The sequence below is a fragment of the bacterium genome, from assembly GCA_023382385.1.
In the GTDB taxonomy this organism is placed as follows: Bacteria; Electryoneota; RPQS01; order RPQS01; family RPQS01; genus JABWCQ01.
In genome coordinates, this window is sequence record JAHDVH010000001.1 from 737434 (window position 1) to 756841 (window position 19408).

13 protein-coding genes are annotated in these 19408 nt (G+C 56.0%); 11 read left to right on the top strand and 2 right to left on the bottom strand.

The features are described from left to right. Nucleotides 1-10 precede the first annotated feature (10 nt). The gene (locus tag KJZ99_03350; protein ID MCL4304923.1) at nt 11-3214 is read right to left on the bottom strand and encodes a zinc carboxypeptidase; all 3204 of its coding nucleotides are present in this window, start codon (nt 3212-3214) and stop codon (nt 11-13) included. 18 nt (nt 3215-3232) lie between these two features. Then, nucleotides 3233-6982: a S8 family serine peptidase gene (locus KJZ99_03355; protein ID MCL4304924.1), complete on the bottom strand. Its 3750-nt coding sequence runs from the start codon at nt 6980-6982 to the stop codon at nt 3233-3235. Nucleotides 6983-7329: 347 nt separating this feature from the next. Here KJZ99_03355 and KJZ99_03360 point away from each other — a divergent pair, with 347 nt between their 5' ends. From KJZ99_03360 to metK, 11 genes are all read left to right on the top strand, one after another. Further along, nucleotides 7330-8304 carry a hypothetical protein gene (locus KJZ99_03360; protein ID MCL4304925.1) on the top strand — a complete coding sequence of 325 codons (975 nt, stop codon included), beginning with the start codon at nt 7330-7332 and terminating at the stop codon, nt 8302-8304. Nucleotides 8305-8327: 23 nt separating this feature from the next. Beyond that, complete coding sequence (locus tag KJZ99_03365; GenBank protein MCL4304926.1) at nt 8328-9728, top strand: HD domain-containing protein; 1401 nt, start codon at nt 8328-8330, stop codon at nt 9726-9728. 1 nt (nt 9729) lies between these two features. Then, nucleotides 9730-11151, top strand: coding sequence for a TolC family protein (locus KJZ99_03370; GenBank protein MCL4304927.1), 1422 nt, complete (start codon nt 9730-9732; stop codon nt 11149-11151). A gap of 374 nt (nt 11152-11525) precedes the next feature. Then, nucleotides 11526-12611: a polyprenyl synthetase family protein gene (locus tag KJZ99_03375; protein MCL4304928.1), complete on the top strand. Its 1086-nt coding sequence runs from the start codon at nt 11526-11528 to the stop codon at nt 12609-12611. Nucleotides 12612-12614: 3 nt separating this feature from the next. Then, entirely contained in the window at nt 12615-13319 is a 705-nt protein-coding gene (locus KJZ99_03380; GenBank protein MCL4304929.1) for a PTS sugar transporter subunit IIC, read from the top strand. Beyond that, on the top strand, nt 13316-14056 hold the full coding sequence (locus KJZ99_03385; protein ID MCL4304930.1) for a PTS system mannose/fructose/sorbose family transporter subunit IID: 741 nt from the start codon (nt 13316-13318) through the stop codon (nt 14054-14056). The genes KJZ99_03380 and KJZ99_03385 overlap by 4 nt, the downstream gene beginning before the upstream one ends. Before the next feature lie 13 nt (nt 14057-14069). Further along, a complete protein-coding gene (locus KJZ99_03390; GenBank protein ID MCL4304931.1) occupies nt 14070-14336 on the top strand; it encodes an HPr family phosphocarrier protein in 267 nt (88 codons plus the stop codon). Between the two features lie 5 nt (nt 14337-14341). Continuing rightward, nucleotides 14342-16111, top strand: coding sequence for a phosphoenolpyruvate--protein phosphotransferase (gene ptsP, locus KJZ99_03395; GenBank protein ID MCL4304932.1), 1770 nt, complete (start codon nt 14342-14344; stop codon nt 16109-16111). A 4-nt stretch (nt 16112-16115) separates the two neighbouring features. Further along, nucleotides 16116-17195 carry a hypothetical protein gene (locus KJZ99_03400; protein MCL4304933.1) on the top strand — a complete coding sequence of 360 codons (1080 nt, stop codon included), beginning with the start codon at nt 16116-16118 and terminating at the stop codon, nt 17193-17195. A gap of 54 nt (nt 17196-17249) precedes the next feature. Continuing rightward, nucleotides 17250-18242, top strand: a complete 993-nt coding sequence (locus KJZ99_03405) for an NTP transferase domain-containing protein (GenBank protein MCL4304934.1) — start codon at nt 17250-17252, stop codon at nt 18240-18242. A gap of 37 nt (nt 18243-18279) precedes the next feature. After that, on the top strand, nt 18280-19407 hold the full coding sequence (gene metK, locus KJZ99_03410) for a methionine adenosyltransferase (protein MCL4304935.1): 1128 nt from the start codon (nt 18280-18282) through the stop codon (nt 19405-19407). Nucleotide 19408: the final 1 nt, after the last annotated feature.

A 19408-nucleotide genomic window follows, 5' to 3' on the forward strand; every position in this document is an offset into this window, starting at 1 on the left:
AAGTAAGTCCTCACGGCAGCGCAACGACCTGATAGAATCCGATCGGCACATCCAGCGCATCAACGTGAGTATACGAAGTTGAGCCGGTCGTTCCGATAATCGTGGGCAACCCTCCGGTTTCATAGTAGAAAAGAACATCATACGAGGAAGCGCCTGCAACGGGCTGCCAGCGAAGCAAGATGTTCTCGCCGTCCGGGTAGATAGTCAGCTCGGCCGGAGCATCGAGCGAGACATCCGCAGACACGGAGATGGGTATCGTTATCTCAGCCGAGCGAGGATCATTGCTGCGAACAATCAGTCCGCTAAGACTGGGCATGCCACAGAGCTCGGGACCGAGGAAATGCAGCCGCAGTGTGTCCGCCGAGTTAGGAGCAACAACTCCACTTGTGGGAAGCACAGACACCCAACGGGGACCGAGCGCGAAACGCCGAGCTTCGTTGCTTGCGACACCGGCTTGGTTATTCAAAACGGTCAAGCCCACAGACTTCGCGGCATTCTGGATTCCGATGGTCGCGCTGGTCAGCCGAATTGTTCCCATGTTTCCGTAGAACACGCGACATTCACCCCACGCGGTCAACAGCAGCTGGAAGTTGTATGTGCCTTGTGTCGGGGCCGTGCCTGCGCGAATATTCTCAAAGTGCACTGCGGCAGAGTCGAGACCGTTGTTCCAATAGCGCACGTTCGTTCCGGCAAGCTGCGGCTTCAAGTCATCCCACCAGGGGAAGATCGCCGCCGCCGGCGCACTCGCAGAAGGAAGCGACGTGTTGAGATATGCCGTGCTGGTTGAGTCGATGAAGCTCACCCAGCCGTTCGCGTTGATCCAGATCCGGTCATACAGTTCTCCGTAGAACGGGAACTCAAAGGGCAGCGAGTACGGACCACGTGACAAATCACCTTCACCTTCGACCCACGTTAGCGGCGTACCCAACGCACCAATCGGCAACCACGTGTAGGCGGGACCGCAGGCATCATCGGAGTCCTGCCAGCGATAGCCGAAGGAATCGGGTCCGCCCGTGTCGGTAGCCGCCGTTCCGTTCTGGAAAATCACAGAATAGACAAGATCGGAACCACCGGCATTATTGATGATGACGTTGCGGTCGGTGGTGCTATTCGTATCCATCGCCACCAACACGAGGTCGGGATTGGGACTAATGGTCGGTGCGGTTCCCAACGTGACGTCGTCCACAAACCAGCCTTCGTCCGTGACAAACCCGTCGCTCGTCTGGCGGAACTTGATACGGACAATACTTCCCGGTCCGAATTGCGCCAGCGGCACAGTAACCGATTCAAAGGTGCCGTTGTTGCCCGTGAAAGGTCCGGCGACGATTTGCGACGTGGTTCCGTCATCGACTTCGACAAACCCGAAGTCAAAACCGGTCTCAAGAGCATAGCGATGGGTGAAGGAGATGACCGGATTGTTGCCGAGAAGAATCGGCGGTGATGTCAGGATAGCGTTCATGCTGTTGGGGTATTGGCCCGTCCCTTCATTCCCGGAGTACCACGCGTGCGTTGGGGACGCAGAGCGTCGTGTAGAGAGGTGCCAGAGGTCGTTCGTCCCCGAGTGTGTCCAGCCGTTGTCGCCGGATTCCATATTGTCCGCAAACACCGGATTGCCGACTACGGCCGTCACGGAGAGGGTCGTATCGAGACCGTTGGCAGTCATTAGATGAAGCTCGCAGAGAATCGCGCCGGGTGAAGCAAATCCCGCAGACACGTTCAGAACAAAGGGTGTCGTGTTTTCATCCGAGGTTTGTGTCGGAAGTGCTGGCCAAGAGGCAGCGCCCGTCTCAACCGTGATGCCCGGCGTGTTTGTGGAAATCACTCCGGAAATCGCATCGAGGTTCTGCGCGCCGGTATTACGCAAGTGAATATACATGGCCACACTTTCACCGGGTTCGACAACTCCGTCCTGATCGCCGTTCACGTCGGTTTGATCCTGAAAGATCTTCGTGACACGAAAGTCGGGTGGCACGAGAAATTCCGCATAGCGCGCAACGAACAGATTGGCAGGAAGATTCTCCAGGGCAAGAGGCCCAATTCGCGACGGCTGCGGCCAGAAGCCGTCAGAGGCGCTCCCGACTTCAGTAGTGAAGCTATAAACCTTATTCTTGGTGGACTGTTCTCCGTAGCACCAGTCGTTGCAATCCCCGTTCACATTGTACAGGAGCTGCCAAGGCGGACCCACATCGTAGACTGCACCATTGACTTGCTGAATCAGGTACTGCATGGAGTCGGCCATCATCGCAAAAGCCGGATTGTCGGGTGTGAAGCCACCCTGGAAGGACTGAGTGCCCCACGGATAGAGAATCAGATTGGAATAAGTGTGATAGTTCATCGCCAAGACAAAGTCGCGCGATTCAATAAACCTGCGAAGCGAATCAGTCTCCGGCTCAGAGAACGGGCCGGTTCCACGATAGGTCTCTGAACTGGGTGTTGGCGAAGAGCCGCTATTGTCATATCCCCAGTTGAAGCCCCAATTTCGATTCAAGTCAACTCCAAAGCTGCCGTTGCCGTTATTGCGCCGATTCTTGCGCCACATGCCGCCGCCGTTGGGATTGGTCTGCTGATTGTACAGATAGCCGTCAACATTGATGCAGGGGATGAAGTAGAATTCGCGATTATCCACGAGGTATGTGACGTCGGGGTATACACCGTAATTGTTTGTCAGGTAGTCCATGAAGACAAAGAGCAGCTCCATCGCGGCCGGTTCACGAGAGTGAATGAGCGAATTGTAGAGCAATTCAATTTCGTCCTCATCCACTTCCGGGTTGTCACTGATCTTCATGCAGTGGATGTCACGCCCTTCAATCGTCCGCCCGACCACAAATCGTGCGGTGGTGATATCGGGATGCTGCGCGTGAATCGAGTCCATCGCGGCCAAAACTTCGGAGTGAGTTTTGTATCCCCCCATCTCGTCGAGAGATCCTTCTTCTCGCGCGCGACGGGCATAAAACTCTTCAAGGTCGGGTTCGATTACATCCCAAGTGTATCCTTGAGCTTCAAGATAGGCAAAGTCGCCCGGCAGGGCCGCAACCAGCACGCCGGGTTCTGCATCCTGCGGCATAAGATCCAAGCGGTCATCCTGCAACAGCGCTTTCTCGTGAACCGGAGTCTTACCGTATACGCGAATCAAGGCATGGTGTGCATAGTCTGAAGCATAGGCCACAGTCAGTCCTATCGTGAGCAGAGCAAGCAAGCAAGCGGACCTAATCATTTGACACCTCGAACAGGGCTAATGAGTAACAGATTTTTCCAAATCATAAGAGCGCGAATCCGATGCCACAACAGGAGCAGGAGATCCGGCGAGGGTAACAACGTAAAGGCGAATCGGGTCAGCAGGCAAAGACACCGAGTGTGTCGTGTCCGTAGTTTGCGCGGTCAACAGAGAGTATACTGAGTCGCCGGGCAGCGCACTCCAGACGCTGTACGCGCCGGTTGGGTGGGAGGACCATCGTAGTCTTAGCATACTGCTGTCCCAGGAGATCACGGTGCGCGGTTCGAACGGCACGCCACCTTGCACTGCGGCAAGAAACTGCACATCTCCGCCATCCGGAGCCGACGTTTGAATGGTCAACGGGAACGACGTGAGGCCTTGCGCAAGTGAATTATTTTTGAATCGCAGCCTGACTTCCTGCATTCCCTGCGAAGGGACAACTCCTTGTGCACCCGCAAGGATGCGCACCGACGCCGCACTCGTGTCAGGTCGCAAGAAGCGGATGGTCATCAGGCTGTCCACGAGCGTTCCATTGTAGGAGAGCTGCAGATACTCGCCGGTTCTGCCGCCCTTGATGCCCGTCGTATACAAACTGCGCGAACCCCGCAGATGTTCGTAGACGAAGTCAATCTGTCCGGTTGGATAGAGAATTGCCTGAAAAGTCATATTCTGACTGGGCTGCGCCCCGTGTGGCGGAATTTCATTCCATTGCACGATGAAACGATCGTTCACGACGTCATAGTGCTCAAGGACTTGACCGGTTGTCGTGGGATCCAGATCCATCCACAACGGTGCAAGTGTATAATACGGATCACGGGCCTGTGTCAGAGGATCGTTGATGTAATTGCGGACCTGCGACCAGAAGGAAATGAATCCGTTGGAACAGACGGAATACTGCTCGAACCGCCGGCCGTACAAGTAAAATTCCCACGGCAGCGGACGCGGATAAGAGGTCGTGTCGTCGCGCGTAAGCCCGACGTTTGTACCGATCCCGGAGATGTCGTCAAACTGATAGATGATGCTGTTATCGTTGCGCGACGTTCTCCACGCATATCCATGAATGTCAGGAATGGGGTCATCAAGAGTCGCCGTCATCTGCTCAATGCGCGGCGGAATGTATCCTTTTGGGTGTTCCTCCCACTCGACCGCATTGTCCGGATGAGGAGCGCCGGAAACAGAACTCAACGCAGTGGAGTTATTCCCTATCGAATACGCGAGAGCCGAACTTCCGAAATTATAGATGTGGAATGTGGTATCGATACTTTCGCCAACACCGAGCCAGAGCGCAAGCGAGGTCGGTTCGACATGCAACGACGGAATGCCTGCAGGGAAGTCGCTGTCTGCGACGCGAATGGAAAGCTGTCCCATCACCGGAACGGCATGGGACTCCCATAAGCCGTTGAAGCCGTACCGCACGTAGCAACCATTTGCTGCTGCGTCTATGCCGACAGTTGCGCTCGTGTTGCGGTCCACCCGGCCGTAGCGAAACTCGATGAACGTGTTTCCGCTGGCTGATGGATAGACTGCAGGGTCGTAAAAGACCACTTGAAAATTCACACTGTCGGTGGGCGGCGGGAGTGCGATAAAGTGCGGGACTTCGTAGTATTCCAGCGTATACGTGCCATGCGACGGGTCATAGTCAGAGAGAATGTGCCCGCCAATCGGGTCGCTGAAGTCATCCCAGAAGGGGTATAGCGAGGGTGTCGTGCCGTATGGAAGCTGCTGATTGTTATATGCCGTGGCAGAACGCACGAAGCTGATAATGCCGTTTGAGTTCAGAAAGATACGCTGGTAGGTCTGGCCGTAATAGGTCACCGCGAACGGCAGGGAGAGAGGGACATGGCCGTCATCGGGCAGATTGTGAATAATCCCCTTTCCGCCAACGGTCGGCGACACGGAGGAATAGACACTTGTCGGCCCACCAAAGTCGTAGCTATCGCAGAGAAAGTATCCGCATGGGTCTTCATCCGAACACAGGAATGCGGGATTGAGAGTGAGCACGATTTCGATATCCGTAATCGCACCGGTTTGAATCTGCACATCCGGAACGAGCATGCCGTTACAATATGACGTCGTGCACGCGACTGTATACGTTCCGGCATTCAATGTCATGAGGAAGCGGCCGTTCCCATCCGTGACAACAGGAGTAATCTGCTGACCGGGAATAGAGATTGTTGCATTCGGACCGGGCATGCCGCGGCAGTCAATGACGTTGCCGGTCAGAATCCCCTGAGCGGTCGGAGCTAACGTAATGGTTATCTCCAATGTATCCTGCGGCAAGGTTGAGACGTTTAACAGCTGCGGGACATAGCCGGATGCAACAACCTGCAGCTGAAAGGGGTGATATGCCGGCAGCGCCTGACGGAAGACTCCGCTGGTATTCGTGAAGCTGTGATGCGGATGATTCACAACAAGAATCTCAGCATTGATAGCCTGTCCGAGGGTGTTCTGAACAGCACCCCGAACCCATCCCAACCCCGTGAGCGCGGCCTGACACGCCAACAAAGCGTCAATCTTTCCATAGCCCGCCGTGTTGTCCAGCCCGGGTGATCCCGCATCAACACTCGTATACATCAACAATTCGAGCAAGGAATCGGGCGCAAGCATCGGATTGGCCTCAATCATCAGCGCAAGAGTTCCAGCTGCAAGCGGAGCGGCGAATGAAGTCCCGGTGCTTTGCACGAAAGATGAGCTTCCGTGCGTGGTCCGCACATTGACGGAAGGTGCGACGACTTCGGGCTTTATGCGAAGGATGGGATCTTCAGAGCACGGACTGGGACCACGACTTGAAGAAACCCAAACGGCATTGGTCAGGTCGTCCCAACCACCAACTGCGAAAGCCGAAACTGGGCTATTTGCGCGGTTTGCAGGATTACGAATGGAACCCAGATTGGGTCCCTCGTTCCCTGCGGCCCAGACGATGGCGATGCCCGCCGCTTCGCAAAGATCCATGCTTTGAAACAGGACGTCGTTGCACACGGAGATGCCGCCGGAGAATCCCCAGGAATTAGAGAGCACGCGCGGGACGTCATCGAATGTGGCCGGATTGCCATCAGGATCAATGATCCACTGAAAGGCCTGCAGCGCATTCGAGATTGTGGAGCTTCCGCCCGCCACGGCGGCAGCGATAAACTGTGCATTCCACGCAACCCCAACGGTATCAGCGGTAACCTGACCGCAGATGATTCCCATGGTTTGCGTGCCGTGACCGTCGACATCTCCGGGCGTCGGCGTCACAGGAGTGATCAGATCGAACCAACATTGGTTTGCCGGATAGCCGGAATTCCCTCTCCAGCGCGAGGATAATCCCGGGTGAGTCGCATTGACTCCCGTGTCAAAATTCGCAACCAATACACCTGAACCGGTCAACCCGAGCTGCCAGGCGCGCGAGGCGCGAATCGAGGTGAGCGCATTGGAAACACCGTCTTCGTCGAGGGAACGTTGTGAACGAGAGGAGTCACGAGGCAGAATGGGGATGGGCTCTAACGGCAGGTCCGGTTGAACATTGAGCACACCGGGCCACGAGCGGAGCTCATTTGCAATGAGCGGAGTGGATCGAAAGCTGATGGCGTTGGCTACCCAGAAGGGCCGGATGTCCCAGACTCGCCCATCGGCTTGCAAATCGTGAAGCCTCTTGAGAATTGGCTCCTGAGTATGAGCCGCGTGCTCGACAGCCGAATTCAGGACGAATTGGTGTGCACGAGCCAGCCACAGCGAGTCCGTTCCGGGGATTCTGGCAGCAGAAATAGCCGCACTCGGGGGGTCCAAAACCAGTATAAATTGCTCCGTTGACTCAGCAGATAATGCTAAGTCACAAGCAAACAAAAGGATAAAGATAAACCGAACGAAATACGGACACTGACTTAGCATTCGAACTCTATATCATTCCCATGGGTCAAAACTTGCACACTGTAGGCCTATAAACTCTCTAAAATATAGTAAATTCCAATGCGGAAGGCCAGAGCAAAGACGGGTTGCTTTCACTAATTGGAGCGGTATGGGCCTTGCTTTTTGCTTGAATAGTCCTAACTTCAGTTGTCAAAGCTATTGAAAACCTTGTGAATAGGCAAATTCCACCGTTAGTCATCTGTTTGCTTTGCTGTTGTGCGGGCCTCTTGCCCCTGCGACGGCCGGTCTATGCCGCATCCCCGCTGGACAGCTATGAGGCACTGTTTGACACCTTGCTGGGCCAGCATTATGCTGCGGCCAATGAGGTTGTCCGTGAAATTGCCAATCAGTTCGGGGATCATCCCGGCGTACCGTATGCGAAGGCGAGCGTTATTTACGCCAAGCTTACTGATTTTGAGGACACGCTGGGAACGGCAGAACTCGAATACCTGATTGAACAGTGCCTGACGGGATGCTCGAACTGGGCGAAGCGCGCGCGCGACTCAGCGGCGGCTGAGCGAGAGTATTTGACCGGCGCGGCCTATTCACTATCGGGCCTGACGCGGCATCGGCAAGGCAAAGTGATTGACGGTGTGCGCAGACTGATGGCATCGCGAACTCATTTTGATCGCGCCATCGATTTGGATCCGGAGTTTTACGACGCGTACGTCGGGCGGGGCGCCTACCGCTACACGGCTGCGAGCAACCTGGGAGTCTTGCGATGGCTGCCCTTTGTTCCGAGCAAGCGCGAGGGTTGGAAGGACTTGATGCTCGGACTCGAGAGGGCAAGGTTTTCGCGCTTCATGGCACTCTCATCGATGGTCTGGCTCGCGCTGCAGGAGAAGAACTATACTCTGGCAGACAGCATGGTGCGTGCAGGGCTTGAGCGATTTCCCAACAGCAGGACGTTCCTGATGCCGAAGCTTTCCCTGGAAAAGCGCACGGAGAAATGGGGAGCCGCGCGCGGCACGGCTTTGATCCTGCTCCGACAGTATGAGACACACGAGTTAAACAACGGTTATGAAGTGATAGGACTATATCGCACTTTGATGGAGTGTTCCGACATGCTGGGCGACTCGGAATCAGCAGTCAGTTACGCGCGTGCGGGCTTAGCGGCACAGGCCACGCCTTACACGCTGGAGCGCCGCAGCGAACCGCTGTTCGCGATGCGCGAAAGACTGCTGCGGGAGGAGCAGAAGTGACGAAAGTCAGTCACAGAGCAGCTCTGCGCATCCTCAAACGAACGGAATCTCGAACGCTGGACCGCATCGGCGGGCTTGCGGACGCACACGGGCTTGAAGTGTTTGCAGTCGGGGGATATGTGCGGGACAGACTGCTCGGGAAGAAGGTCAAGGATATTGACTTCACCGTGATCGGCGACGCGGTGGCATTTGCACAGACTGTTGCCAAAGAATTCGGCGTGCGCAATCCCGTGTTGTTTGAACGATTCGGGACGGCAATGGTGCCTTATCGCGGGTATCAGTTGGATTTTGTGACGGCACGTGCGGAGTCTTATGAATCTCAGTCACGTAAACCGAATGTCTGGCAGAGTGCGCTCGAAGATGATCTCGCGCGCCGCGATTTTACGGTGAACGCGCTGGCCGTCCGTTTGAATTCCGAACGTTACGGGGAGTTGGTTGACCTCTACAACGGACTCGGCGACCTTGAGCGGAAGGTTTTGCGGACTCCGCTGGACCCGCTGCAGACGTTTTCCGAAGACCCGCTGAGAATCATGCGCGCGGTGCGGTTTGCTGCGCAGCTTGAGTTTAAGATTTCGGAGGATGCCAAGGCCGCCTGCCGCGAAATGGCTCCGCGTTTAAAGATTGTCAGTCAGGAACGCATTACCGACGAGCTGATCAAGCTACTTGGCACTTCCAAGCCTTCCATTGGGCTGCGGCTTATGCATGAATTGGGCGTCATGCAGATAGTGTTCAAGGAGATCGCTGAGCTTGCGGGAGTGGAGCAAATCGGGCAGCATCATCACAAAGACGTGTTTGATCACACGCTGTTGGTTGTGGATCGAACTGCAGAATTGACTCCTGATCCGGTTTTGCGATTTGCTGCATTGGTGCATGACATTGCGAAGCCGCGAACCAAGAGATTCTTTCCAGAGCAAGGCTGGACCTTTCACGGCCACGAGGATATTGGCAGCCGGATGTTGAAATCTATCGGCCGGAAGCTGAAACTGCCTGAGAAGACGACCGAGAAACTGTCGAAATTGACGGCGTTGCACATGCGGCCGATCAATCTGACCCGTGAGGAGGTCACCGACTCAGCAGTCCGAAGGTTGATTGTGGACGCCGGTGAGGATTTGGAGGAGTTGCTGACCTTGTGCCGGGCGGACATAACCTCTGCTAACCCCAAGAAAGTCAAGCGTTACCTTGCTCAATTTGAACAGCTTAAGGCACGTATTGCTGAGGTCATTGAATCGGACCATCTGCGGGCCTTTCAGAGTCCGGTCAGAGGGGACGAAATCATGCAGATTTGCAACCTCCGGCCCGGTCCAGTAGTCGGAAAGATTAAGACGGCGCTGGAAGAGGCCATTTTGGAAGGTCGCGTGCCCAATGAGCACGATGCCGTCCTGCAATACCTTTATGAAATCAAAGACCAGTTTTTGGAGTGTTGACGTGCGGAAGCTAATTTGGTGGGTGATGATGTTGGGGATCATGTGCGGAGGGGTCCGCGCGCAGGAGTTGGTAAGGGTGGATAGCGAGCAGCCGCTGACGCTCGATTCGCTGGTGGCCATTGGCCTGCGGCAGAATCCACAGGTCCGGCAGTCGGCACTGGCACTGAAACTGAACAGACCCGGCGACATGGCGGCAATTGGCCGGTTTCTACCGTCGATTTCTCTGGGATTGAATTTTTCCGAGTCGCAATTTGAGAATCGCACGTTCGTCAATCCGGACGGCAGTGTGTCGTCGCTGCCGGTGACGTTTCAGGACGTGGTGATTGTGCCGGACAGTGCGGGGAATCTGGTGCTCGATACAATCATGGTGACGCAGGAGCCTCGTGAAGGAAAGTCGCGTTCCAGTTCGTGGTCTTTGAATGCCAATCTTTCGTTGTTTGAGGGTGGGCAGCGGATTTTTCTGTATCGAATCGCCCAAGCTCAGAAGAAGATCAACACGCTGACAGTGGCCGACGCACATAAGTCGCTGACGCGGAGTGTCGCGCAGCAGGTTGTTGGTGTGCTGACGATGGAGAAGGTGGTCGCACTAAGCAAGCGGCTGCGGGATCAGCGCAAGGATGCCTACGACTTGGCGAAGGCGCGGTTTGAAGTGGGTGCGGTGACGGAGCTGGATGTGTTGCAGGCGGAGATTGAGCTGGGAACTGCGGAGAACACGATTGCGAGTTCAGAGCGTGAACTTGAAAAGCGGCGCGAGGACTTGAATCAGACGCTCGGCATTGACTTGCGCAGCCGTTATCCGATAGCCGAAGCGGGCAGTTTGTCACCGTATCAGTTTGATTTGGATCAGATGGTGTCGGACGCCTATCAGAATCGCACGGATTTGGAAATCGCGTGGCTGCGGCTGAAGCAGGCGCGGCATAACGTGAACTACTCGAAGGGTGCCTATCTGCCGCGAGTTTCGATCGGCGCATCGCGGGCTGCGAGTGAACAGTCGGGAGCGGATCAGCCGTTCACCTTGAACCCGCGCAACCGCAACACGACGTATTACGGCAGTCTGAGTTGGAACTTGTTTGACGGATTTGCGCGCGAATACGACGTGGCGTCGAAGCGGGTGGAGTTGCGGAGAGCAGAAGAGACTGAGCGCGAGCTTAGACTTTCGATCGAGAAGAGCGTGCGCGAGGCTTACCGCAATCTGGAGACGGTCTATGACCAGATGCAGACGACGAGCCGCAATCGCGAATTGGCGAATCGGACTCTCGAATTGGAACGGGAGCGCTACCGGCTGGGAGCCACCTCTGCTCTTTCATTGCGCGACGCACAGGTGACCTATGAGCGCGCGGAGACGGATCATTTGCAGAAGGAATTAGAGTATCAGTCGAGTTTGATTGCGCTGGAGCTTGCGGTGGGAAAGAATCTGCGGTAAGCGTTTCCAAGAGGACTTTGAACGGCGGCTCGGCAACGGGTCGCCGTTTTTCACGTATGGACATCAGTTGAAGCGCGAATCCTGCGTTTAATATATACCTTTTGAATGCGGATGTCAAGCATATTGTTCCCAAAACACAAATTTTATTATACATTTGTTCAATATGAAATTAGGGGAGATTGGCACTGAAGTTACGAGTGAACAGGAGAAGTCCGAGAGGCGGAAAAGGCATTCGCGGAGCCAGATTGGCTGCCGCCCGAAAGTCGGGTCCTCAAATGGTTGCAAGTTATTGGAATTTCATGTATTATATTGAGTTGGGAGATTTCCAACCTGTTGTTTTTTTGCAGTTAGTTGAGATATGAGTGGAGAATTTCTTGTCGGATAGACTATTCAAGGCGATAGAAGATCGGGTGGCGAGGGTGCAGGAGTATGTGCTGTCACCGCGATATTTGGATTTATTTTCACCCGAGGACATGCGGGAAGCCGTCACGTGCTACTTTGAGTCTGGGGGCAAGCGGTTGCGCCCGGCGGTGATGCTATTCTGCTGCGGGGCGGTAGGCGGCGACGAAGAGAAGGCGATCAGCGCGGCGGCGGCGGTGGAGATTTTCCACACGTGGACGCTCGTGCATGACGATATTATTGACCGCGATCCGCTGCGGCGCGGCGCGCCGACGGTGCATGAGCGATTTCGTGTCAAACCCTCAACGATTGCGCGTTTTGGAAACGGCGGGGACGCGGCGCACTACGGGGTTTCGATCGCAGTGCTGACGGGCGACGTGCAGCACGGCTGGGGAATCAGTTTGATGACGGAGCTGACGCGCAAGTTCGGGATCGCACCGGAAGTGACACTCACTCTGATCAACGAGCTGGACACGCGCGTTCTGTGCACACTGGTGGAAGGCGAGGTGCTGGACGTGCAGTATTCCAAAGAGCCCATCGAGAATCTCAGCAGTGAACAGATTGAGGAAATGCTCTGGAAAAAGACGGGTGCGCTCTACGAATTTGCTGGAGCTTCGGGCGCGGCCATCGGATTGAACACACCGGATTTGAAACACCCGCTGGTGCGCACACTGGAGCAATTCACAAGCGCGTGCGGTGCGGCGTTTCAACTGCAGGATGACATTCTCGGAGTGGTCGGGGACGAGAAACTGCTGGGCAAGCCCGTCGGCGCGGACATCCGAGAAGGCAAGCGAACGGTGATTGCACGCGAGTCATGGGTGCGGGCCGATGCCAGGCAGCGCAAGCTGATTGACGAAACGCTGGGGAATGTGCACGCACCGCAGGATCAGATCGAGGAAGTGACGAAGCTGTTTGTTTCTTTGGGGGGAGTGGAAGAGACTGCACGCCGCGCGACTGCACACGTGGAGCGAGGGCTAAAGCATCTTGAGCCGCTGCCACAGACACAGTATCGGGAGTGGCTGTCGGACTGGGCGCACTATATGATCGACCGGACTTTCTGACCGATGTGGCTGGGCGCGCTGGCGGGAACGGTTGTCTATTTGGACACGTCTGTCCTCGGACAGACATTGCTCGGGCAACCAATCATCGCATGTGTGGCTTATGGCGTGATGGTCGGTCGGCCGGAGATCGGATTGTTCTTCGGAGTTGTGTTCGAGCTTCTGTGGCTGGCGAATCTGCAAATCGGCGCGGCGAAATTCTCGGAAGGGAATCTGGGAGCGATCATCGCAACAGCCACCGCCGCACGGGTGGCGCCTTCGGAAGTCAGCGGCGATCCGTCATGGATGGTGATGCTGTTGTGCACGGGTTTGGGGCTGGTGCTTGCGCATGCCGGACGGGAACTTGCGCCGGCTGTGCGAAAGGTTATGAATCGAATTGCAGCTTCATTCATTGAAGCGTGCGCGCGCGATGACCAATCTGCGGCACGCGGCTGGACGTTGGCCGCACTGGGTGTGCACGTCGTAGCGGGAGCCTTGTTTACCTTGACGGGCTTGATTGCCGGACACTTTATGCTACGGCTCTACTTTGGCGAGTTCTACGCGCTCGGTCCAGGAGAGAACATCGTTGCGGCAACAGACGCGCTCTGCGCAGGACTTTGGCCGGGACTATTGGGTGCGGGAGCGGCGGCAGCGATGCTGCAGTTGACGACCCGCAAGGATTGGCCGTGGGTAATTGGTCTGGGAGCCGTTGGCGGAGTGCTCTTGGGATGAACAGTGTTCCGAAACAGAGCATCCTGCTGCGCTCGCTTGCGCTGCAACTCTTCCTGAACTATCGCACGATGCAGGGGCCGGGCTATCTGCTCGCCTTGCGTCCGTTGCTAAAACAATCCCCTTTGTCTGAACCGAAGATTCGCGCGGCCGGCAGCTACATCAACGGTCATCCGGTGTTTTCCAGTGCAGGGCTGGGGGCAATCGCCGGGCGATTGACGTCTGATGATGCTCTTGACTTGAGTGATTTTGCGGCATGGAAGCGGGAGATTTCAACGCCGATGGGAGCCATCGGGGACGGGTTGATTTGGGAGCGGTTCAAACCCGGGCTGCTGGCGGTGGCAGCGGGTTTCCTGCTGGTAGCGGGCCCGTATGCGCAAGACGTATGGCCGTGGATCACGCTGGTCATCCTGGCTGTATACAACAGCACACTTTGGATGTTCCGCGAGTGGGCGTTCGCACGAGGATTTGAACTGCGGGAGCGCTTGACAGAGCTTGCCGCGCATCCCGGACTGATCAAGCTCAAAAAGGGATTGCGGATCTTCGGGATTCTTGCTGCGGCTTTCGCGCTGGCGGGTTCGCTTGGGGTGTTTGTGAACGGCGGCGCACTCGGTGCGTCTCAATTCGGTGCGGGCTTTCTCATCATGCTGGCCGGAGCGAGGCTGCGTGTGAGCACCTTGACGGCGGCATTTTTCACGGTTTTATCCACATTCGGTTTGTATTACCTGAATCAACTATGACCAGACACCAGTCGTGATCCAGAAGGAAGTAACCCTCCTCAATCGTTTGGGGCTGCACATCCGCCCCGCCGCACAACTGACGAAGATTGCGGCCAAGTATAACGCCGACGTGTATCTTTTAAAGGACGGGATGCGCGTCAACGGCAAGAGTATCATGGGAGTGATGATGCTCGCAGCGGCGCGCGGCAGCTCGCTGACGATCGAGTGTATCGGCGATGACGAGCAGTCGTTAATGGACGATTTGGTCCAGCTGTTTGAGAACAAGTTTTACGAGGAGTAAGAGTCGTGGGCAGCGAGAGCAAGAAGGAGCAGATATTGCGCGGTATTCCGGCGTCGCACGGGATAGCGATCGGCCGCGTGCATCTGATCAATTACGAAGAGCCGGAAGTTCTTCCGCGCAAGCTCGCGCCCGCGGAAGTGCCGAAAGAGCTGGCCCGGCTCAACGACGCGATCGAAGCGACACAAGCCGCGATAGAGCGCTCGCGCGATCGGGCGCTGGACCTGGCCGGAATTGCGGTGGGCAAGATCTTCGACGCGCACTTGCTGATTCTGGGGGACACGATATTTCAGGATCAGGTTCGCGGGAGAATCGCGCGCGAGCAGTTCGACGCCGAATACATTATCTATGACGCGTTTGCACAGATGATTGAGTTGATCAGCCGCTCGGCGGGCGAGGTTTTTCGTGAGCGTGCGGCGGATTTGCGCGATGTGCGGAGCAGGCTGCTCAGGCATTTGCGCGGTGAAGGGGATGTGATTCCCGATCATCCGACTCATGAGGTAATTCTGGTCGCGGAGGACCTCTCCCCCACTCAAGCTTTGAACCTCGACCGGACGCTGGTTCACGGGATCGCCACAGATATTGGCGGGCTGACGTCGCACACGGCAATCCTCGCCCGCAGTCTGGACATTCCCACGGTAGTCGGCATCGGAGATGCGACAGCCAAAGCGAGCAGCGGCGACGCGATCATTATCAACGGCAACAGCGGCAAAGTTATTTTACATCCGACCGCCGAATCGCTGTCAGAGTATCAGTCGAAGCGTGAGCGGTTTCGCGGCTTTCAACGGATTCTGGAAGGATTGCGCGGTCAGCCGGCTGTGACGACCGACGGACACGAGATCAAGCTGTGGGGCAATATTGAATTGCCGCGCGAAGCGGACTTGGTGCTTTCTCACGGTGGCACAGGCGTCGGGTTGTTCCGCAGTGAATTCCTATTCTTGACGCGAGAGACAACGCCGACGGAAGATGAGCAGTTCGGCGTCTATGATAAGGCCGCAGAAATCATGGCGCCGCATCCGGTTGTCATTCGCACGTTCGATCTCGGCGGAGACAAGTATCATGCGGGCATCAATCTGCGGGATGAGAGGAATCCATTTCTCGGATACCGCGCGATCCGTGTCTCCTTGTCACGGCGAGACTTGTTTCGGGCGCAATTACGTGCCATTTTGCGGGCTTCCGCGCGCGAGAACGTGAGAGTGATGTTCCCGTTTGTTTCCGGGTTGGAGGAATTGCGGGAAGCGATAACCGTGCTCGACGAAGCGAAGCTGGAGCTACAGCAACGGAAACTTGCCTTTGACCCCAACATTCCGGTAGGCATCATGGTAGAGATTCCGTCTGCGGCGGTGTTTGCGGATCGGCTGGCGGAGGAGTGTGACTTTCTGTCCATTGGAACGAACGATTTGATTCAGTACACAGTGGCAACAGACCGCGCGAATGAGCAGGTGGCCGCATATTACAGGAGCTATCATCCGGCGGTGTTGCGGCTGATCGAAATGACGGTCGATGCCGGCAGAAAGCGACACGTCGATGTAGGAATATGCGGAGAAATGGGCGGAACTCCAACGGCGATACCGTTGTTGATCGGGTTGGGGTTGCGCGAACTTTCGATGACGTCTTCCATGATACCCGAGATCAAGAAGATTATCCGCACACTGTCGTACGAGGAGTGCAGACGGATGACGCGCAAGGCGATGAAGATGGCGACGTCACAGGAGATTCAACAATACATGCAGCGCGAATTGAAGAAGCGATTCGCGGATTTGCCGATTTGGTTCTAACAACATGACCATTACAACAAAAGCAATCAATCTTACGGAGACTCGGCTCAAGCAGCTGGATCCGGGCGACATGCTGGGCAAGACGCTGGAACTCGCGGGACAGCTTGAGCGCGGTCACGAGATCGCGGACGAGTTTCTGCTGCATCATCAGATGCTTGACGAACCCAAGCTGGACTGGTTTGGGTTGGGCGGGAGCGCGGTGTCGGGGGACTTGCTGCAGGCCTTCGGTCTCGAGCCGCCGGCGATGTACGGACGGATTTTTGTGCGGCGACATTCACGCGTGTCGGACTTGCCCAGACTGGTGTGCAGTTATTCAGGCAATACGATTGAAGCGATTCAAGCTCTCACCGAAGTGGATCCGAGACAGGTGTGGCTGGCTGTGTCCAGCGGAGGACGGCTCGAGCAAAAAGCGACGTCCGCCGGAATTCCCTACCTCAATCTGCCGGGCGGCTACCCCCCGCGAGCGGCGGTGGGATTTTCGCTGGGTGCACTCCATCGCCTGTTTCAGAGGTCCTATGGCTTTCACAATCCCGACATAGATTCTTGGCCGCTGGCGAAGCTGCAGGCGGATGCCGCGCGCTACGCGACGTTGACGCGCGAGGAGAATCCGGCCCTCGACCTTGCGGTAAAGTTGGTGGATCGCACGCCGGTTATTTACACATGCGATGGTCTGCTCGGACCGGCACTGGCATTTCGACTTCGCGCACAGCTCGCGGAAAACAGCAAGGTCTGGTCGCATAGTGCGGATTTGCCGGAACTTGCGCACAACGAGGTGGAGGCCTTTGGCCACCTTGCGCAGGTGTTGCCTCCTCCACTCGTGATGTTTCTCGGCAGCTGGGGTATGACAGGAACATTTGCCGACCCGCGCGGCCCGATGGAAGAGATGCTCGCACAAATGGGTGTGGCATCAGTCAGGCTTGACCCTCAGGTGATGTTCCCGGACAGTAGGGGCAGGCTGTCACAAGGAATTCGACTGATGCTCCTTCTGGATGCGGCAACGGTGTACTTAGCGATCCTCAAAGCAGAGGACCCGATGGAAATCCCGAGAATTACGGGGCTTAAAGAGCTGCTGACAGGGTCTTGATATTTACGGTCGAAATCTGTAGATTACAAGACTTTAAGAAAACGTAAGTCCTCAGTGAAAGCAATCATTCCGGTCGCAGGGATAGGTTCGCGTTTGCGACCGCACACCTTCACCCGGCCCAAAGTCCTCCTCAACGTGGCCGGGAAACCCATTCTCGGCCATATACTCGATCATCTCATCGCATCCGGCATAGACCAAGTAACATTGGTTGTTGGTGCGATGGGCGATTTGATTGAGAGCTACGTGCGTAAGCACTACGCGATTCCCGCGGACTTCGTGGTTCAGCAGGAAGCTCGGGGACTTGCTCATGCCGTGCATTTGGGATTGACATCCGAGGATCAGGAAGTTCTGGTCATACTTGGCGACACGATATTTGAATTCGACCTCAAACGTGTGTTGAGCGAATCGGCTGACAACGCAATCGGGGTGAAGACGGTCGAAGATCCGCGCCGGTTCGGAGTCGTTGAGACGCGCGACCACATCGTCACGCGTCTTGTTGAGAAACCTGAGAACCCGCGCTCAAATCTGGTTATTGTGGGAATTTATCTTATCCGGCAGGCGCAGGCCCTGAAAGAATCCATTGAGATACTGTTCGAGCGCAACTTGACGACCCGCGGGGAGTTCCAGCTAACCGATGCCCTACAGCTGATGATCGAGAGTGGAACTCAGATTACAACCTTTCCGGTGGATAACTGGTTCGACTGCGGGAAACCCGAGACTCTTCTTGAAACGAACCGTCATTTGCTTGCGAAGTTAAACGGCGATTTGCCGCAGCGCAAGGGCGCGGTGTTTATCCCGCCGGTGTTTGTACATCCCGAGGCCATCATTGAGCAGGCAATCGTTGGTCCATTTGCAACGATCGGCCAAGGGGCGGAAGTACGCAACGCGATGGTGCGGGATGCCATTTTAGGTGAGGGCGCGCGAGTCGAGGAGGCCTTAGTGGCCGGGTCCTTGGTCGGCAATAACGCGGTGGTGAAGGGAATGTTTCACCGTTACAATTTGGGCGATTCCAGCGCCATCATAGAAGGTATAGGCGACGAGCTATAGCATTTCACTTTTCACGACGGAGCAGCAGCAACCATCCATGAGCACATTTGTCTTTTCCAGCGAGTCGGTCAGTGAAGGACATCCTGATAAGATTGCGGATCAGATTTCGGACGCGGTTCTCGACGCGATGCTGAAGGACGATTCGATGGCACGTGTCGCGTGCGAGACTTTTGTCACGACGGGTATGGCTCTGGTCGGCGGCGAGATTACGACTCATACCTACGTGGACATTCCGGCACTTGTACGCGGTGTCATCAAGGATATTGGCTACACAAACGCCGCGTATGGTTTTGACTATGAGACGTGCGCAGTGATCACGACGATCGACAAGCAGAGTCCCGACATTGCACAGGCGGTGGACGCCGACGGTGCGGGAGATCAAGGCATGATGTTCGGCTACGCGTCCAAGGAGACACCGGAGATGATGCCTCTTCCGATCGTCTTGTCGCACAAGCTGGTGCATGAACTTGCGAACATGCGCCGCGCCGGGAAGCTGGGCTACCTGCGCCCCGATGCGAAGTCGCAGGTTTCGGTGAAATACGTGGACGGAAAGCCGACGGAAATTGTGGCGGTCGTCATTTCGACACAGCACGATCCAAGCGCAGAGCGCAAGCAAATCGAGGCGGACTTAAAGCGCGATCTGCTCCCGGCAGTGTTGTCCGGCTACAAGATGAGCAGTGACTGCAAAATCTACATTAACCCATCGGGCAAGTTCGTGGTCGGAGGCCCGCAAGGTGACGCGGGACTTACCGGTCGCAAGATTATCGTCGACACTTATGGCGGTTGGGTGCCTCATGGCGGCGGCGCTTTTTCCGGCAAAGATCCGACAAAAGTTGACCGCAGCGGCGCGTATGCGGCGCGTTGGATTGCCAAGAATGTTGTGGCTGCCGGCTTGGCCGAGCGATGCACCATTCAGCTTGCCTATGCGATCGGAGTGGCCGAACCGGTGTCCATCATGGTAGACACGAAGGGCACAGGAATTCTTCCGGATGAAGAGATTGAGAAGAAAGTGCGGAAGGCGTTTGACCTCACGGTCCGTGGAATTATCACAGCTCTCGACCTCCGCCGTCCGATCTATCGCAAGACGGCGGCCTATGGACACTTCGGCCGCAGCGAAGAGACGTTTACATGGGAAAAGACAGACAGAATAAGTTCATTAGCATAAG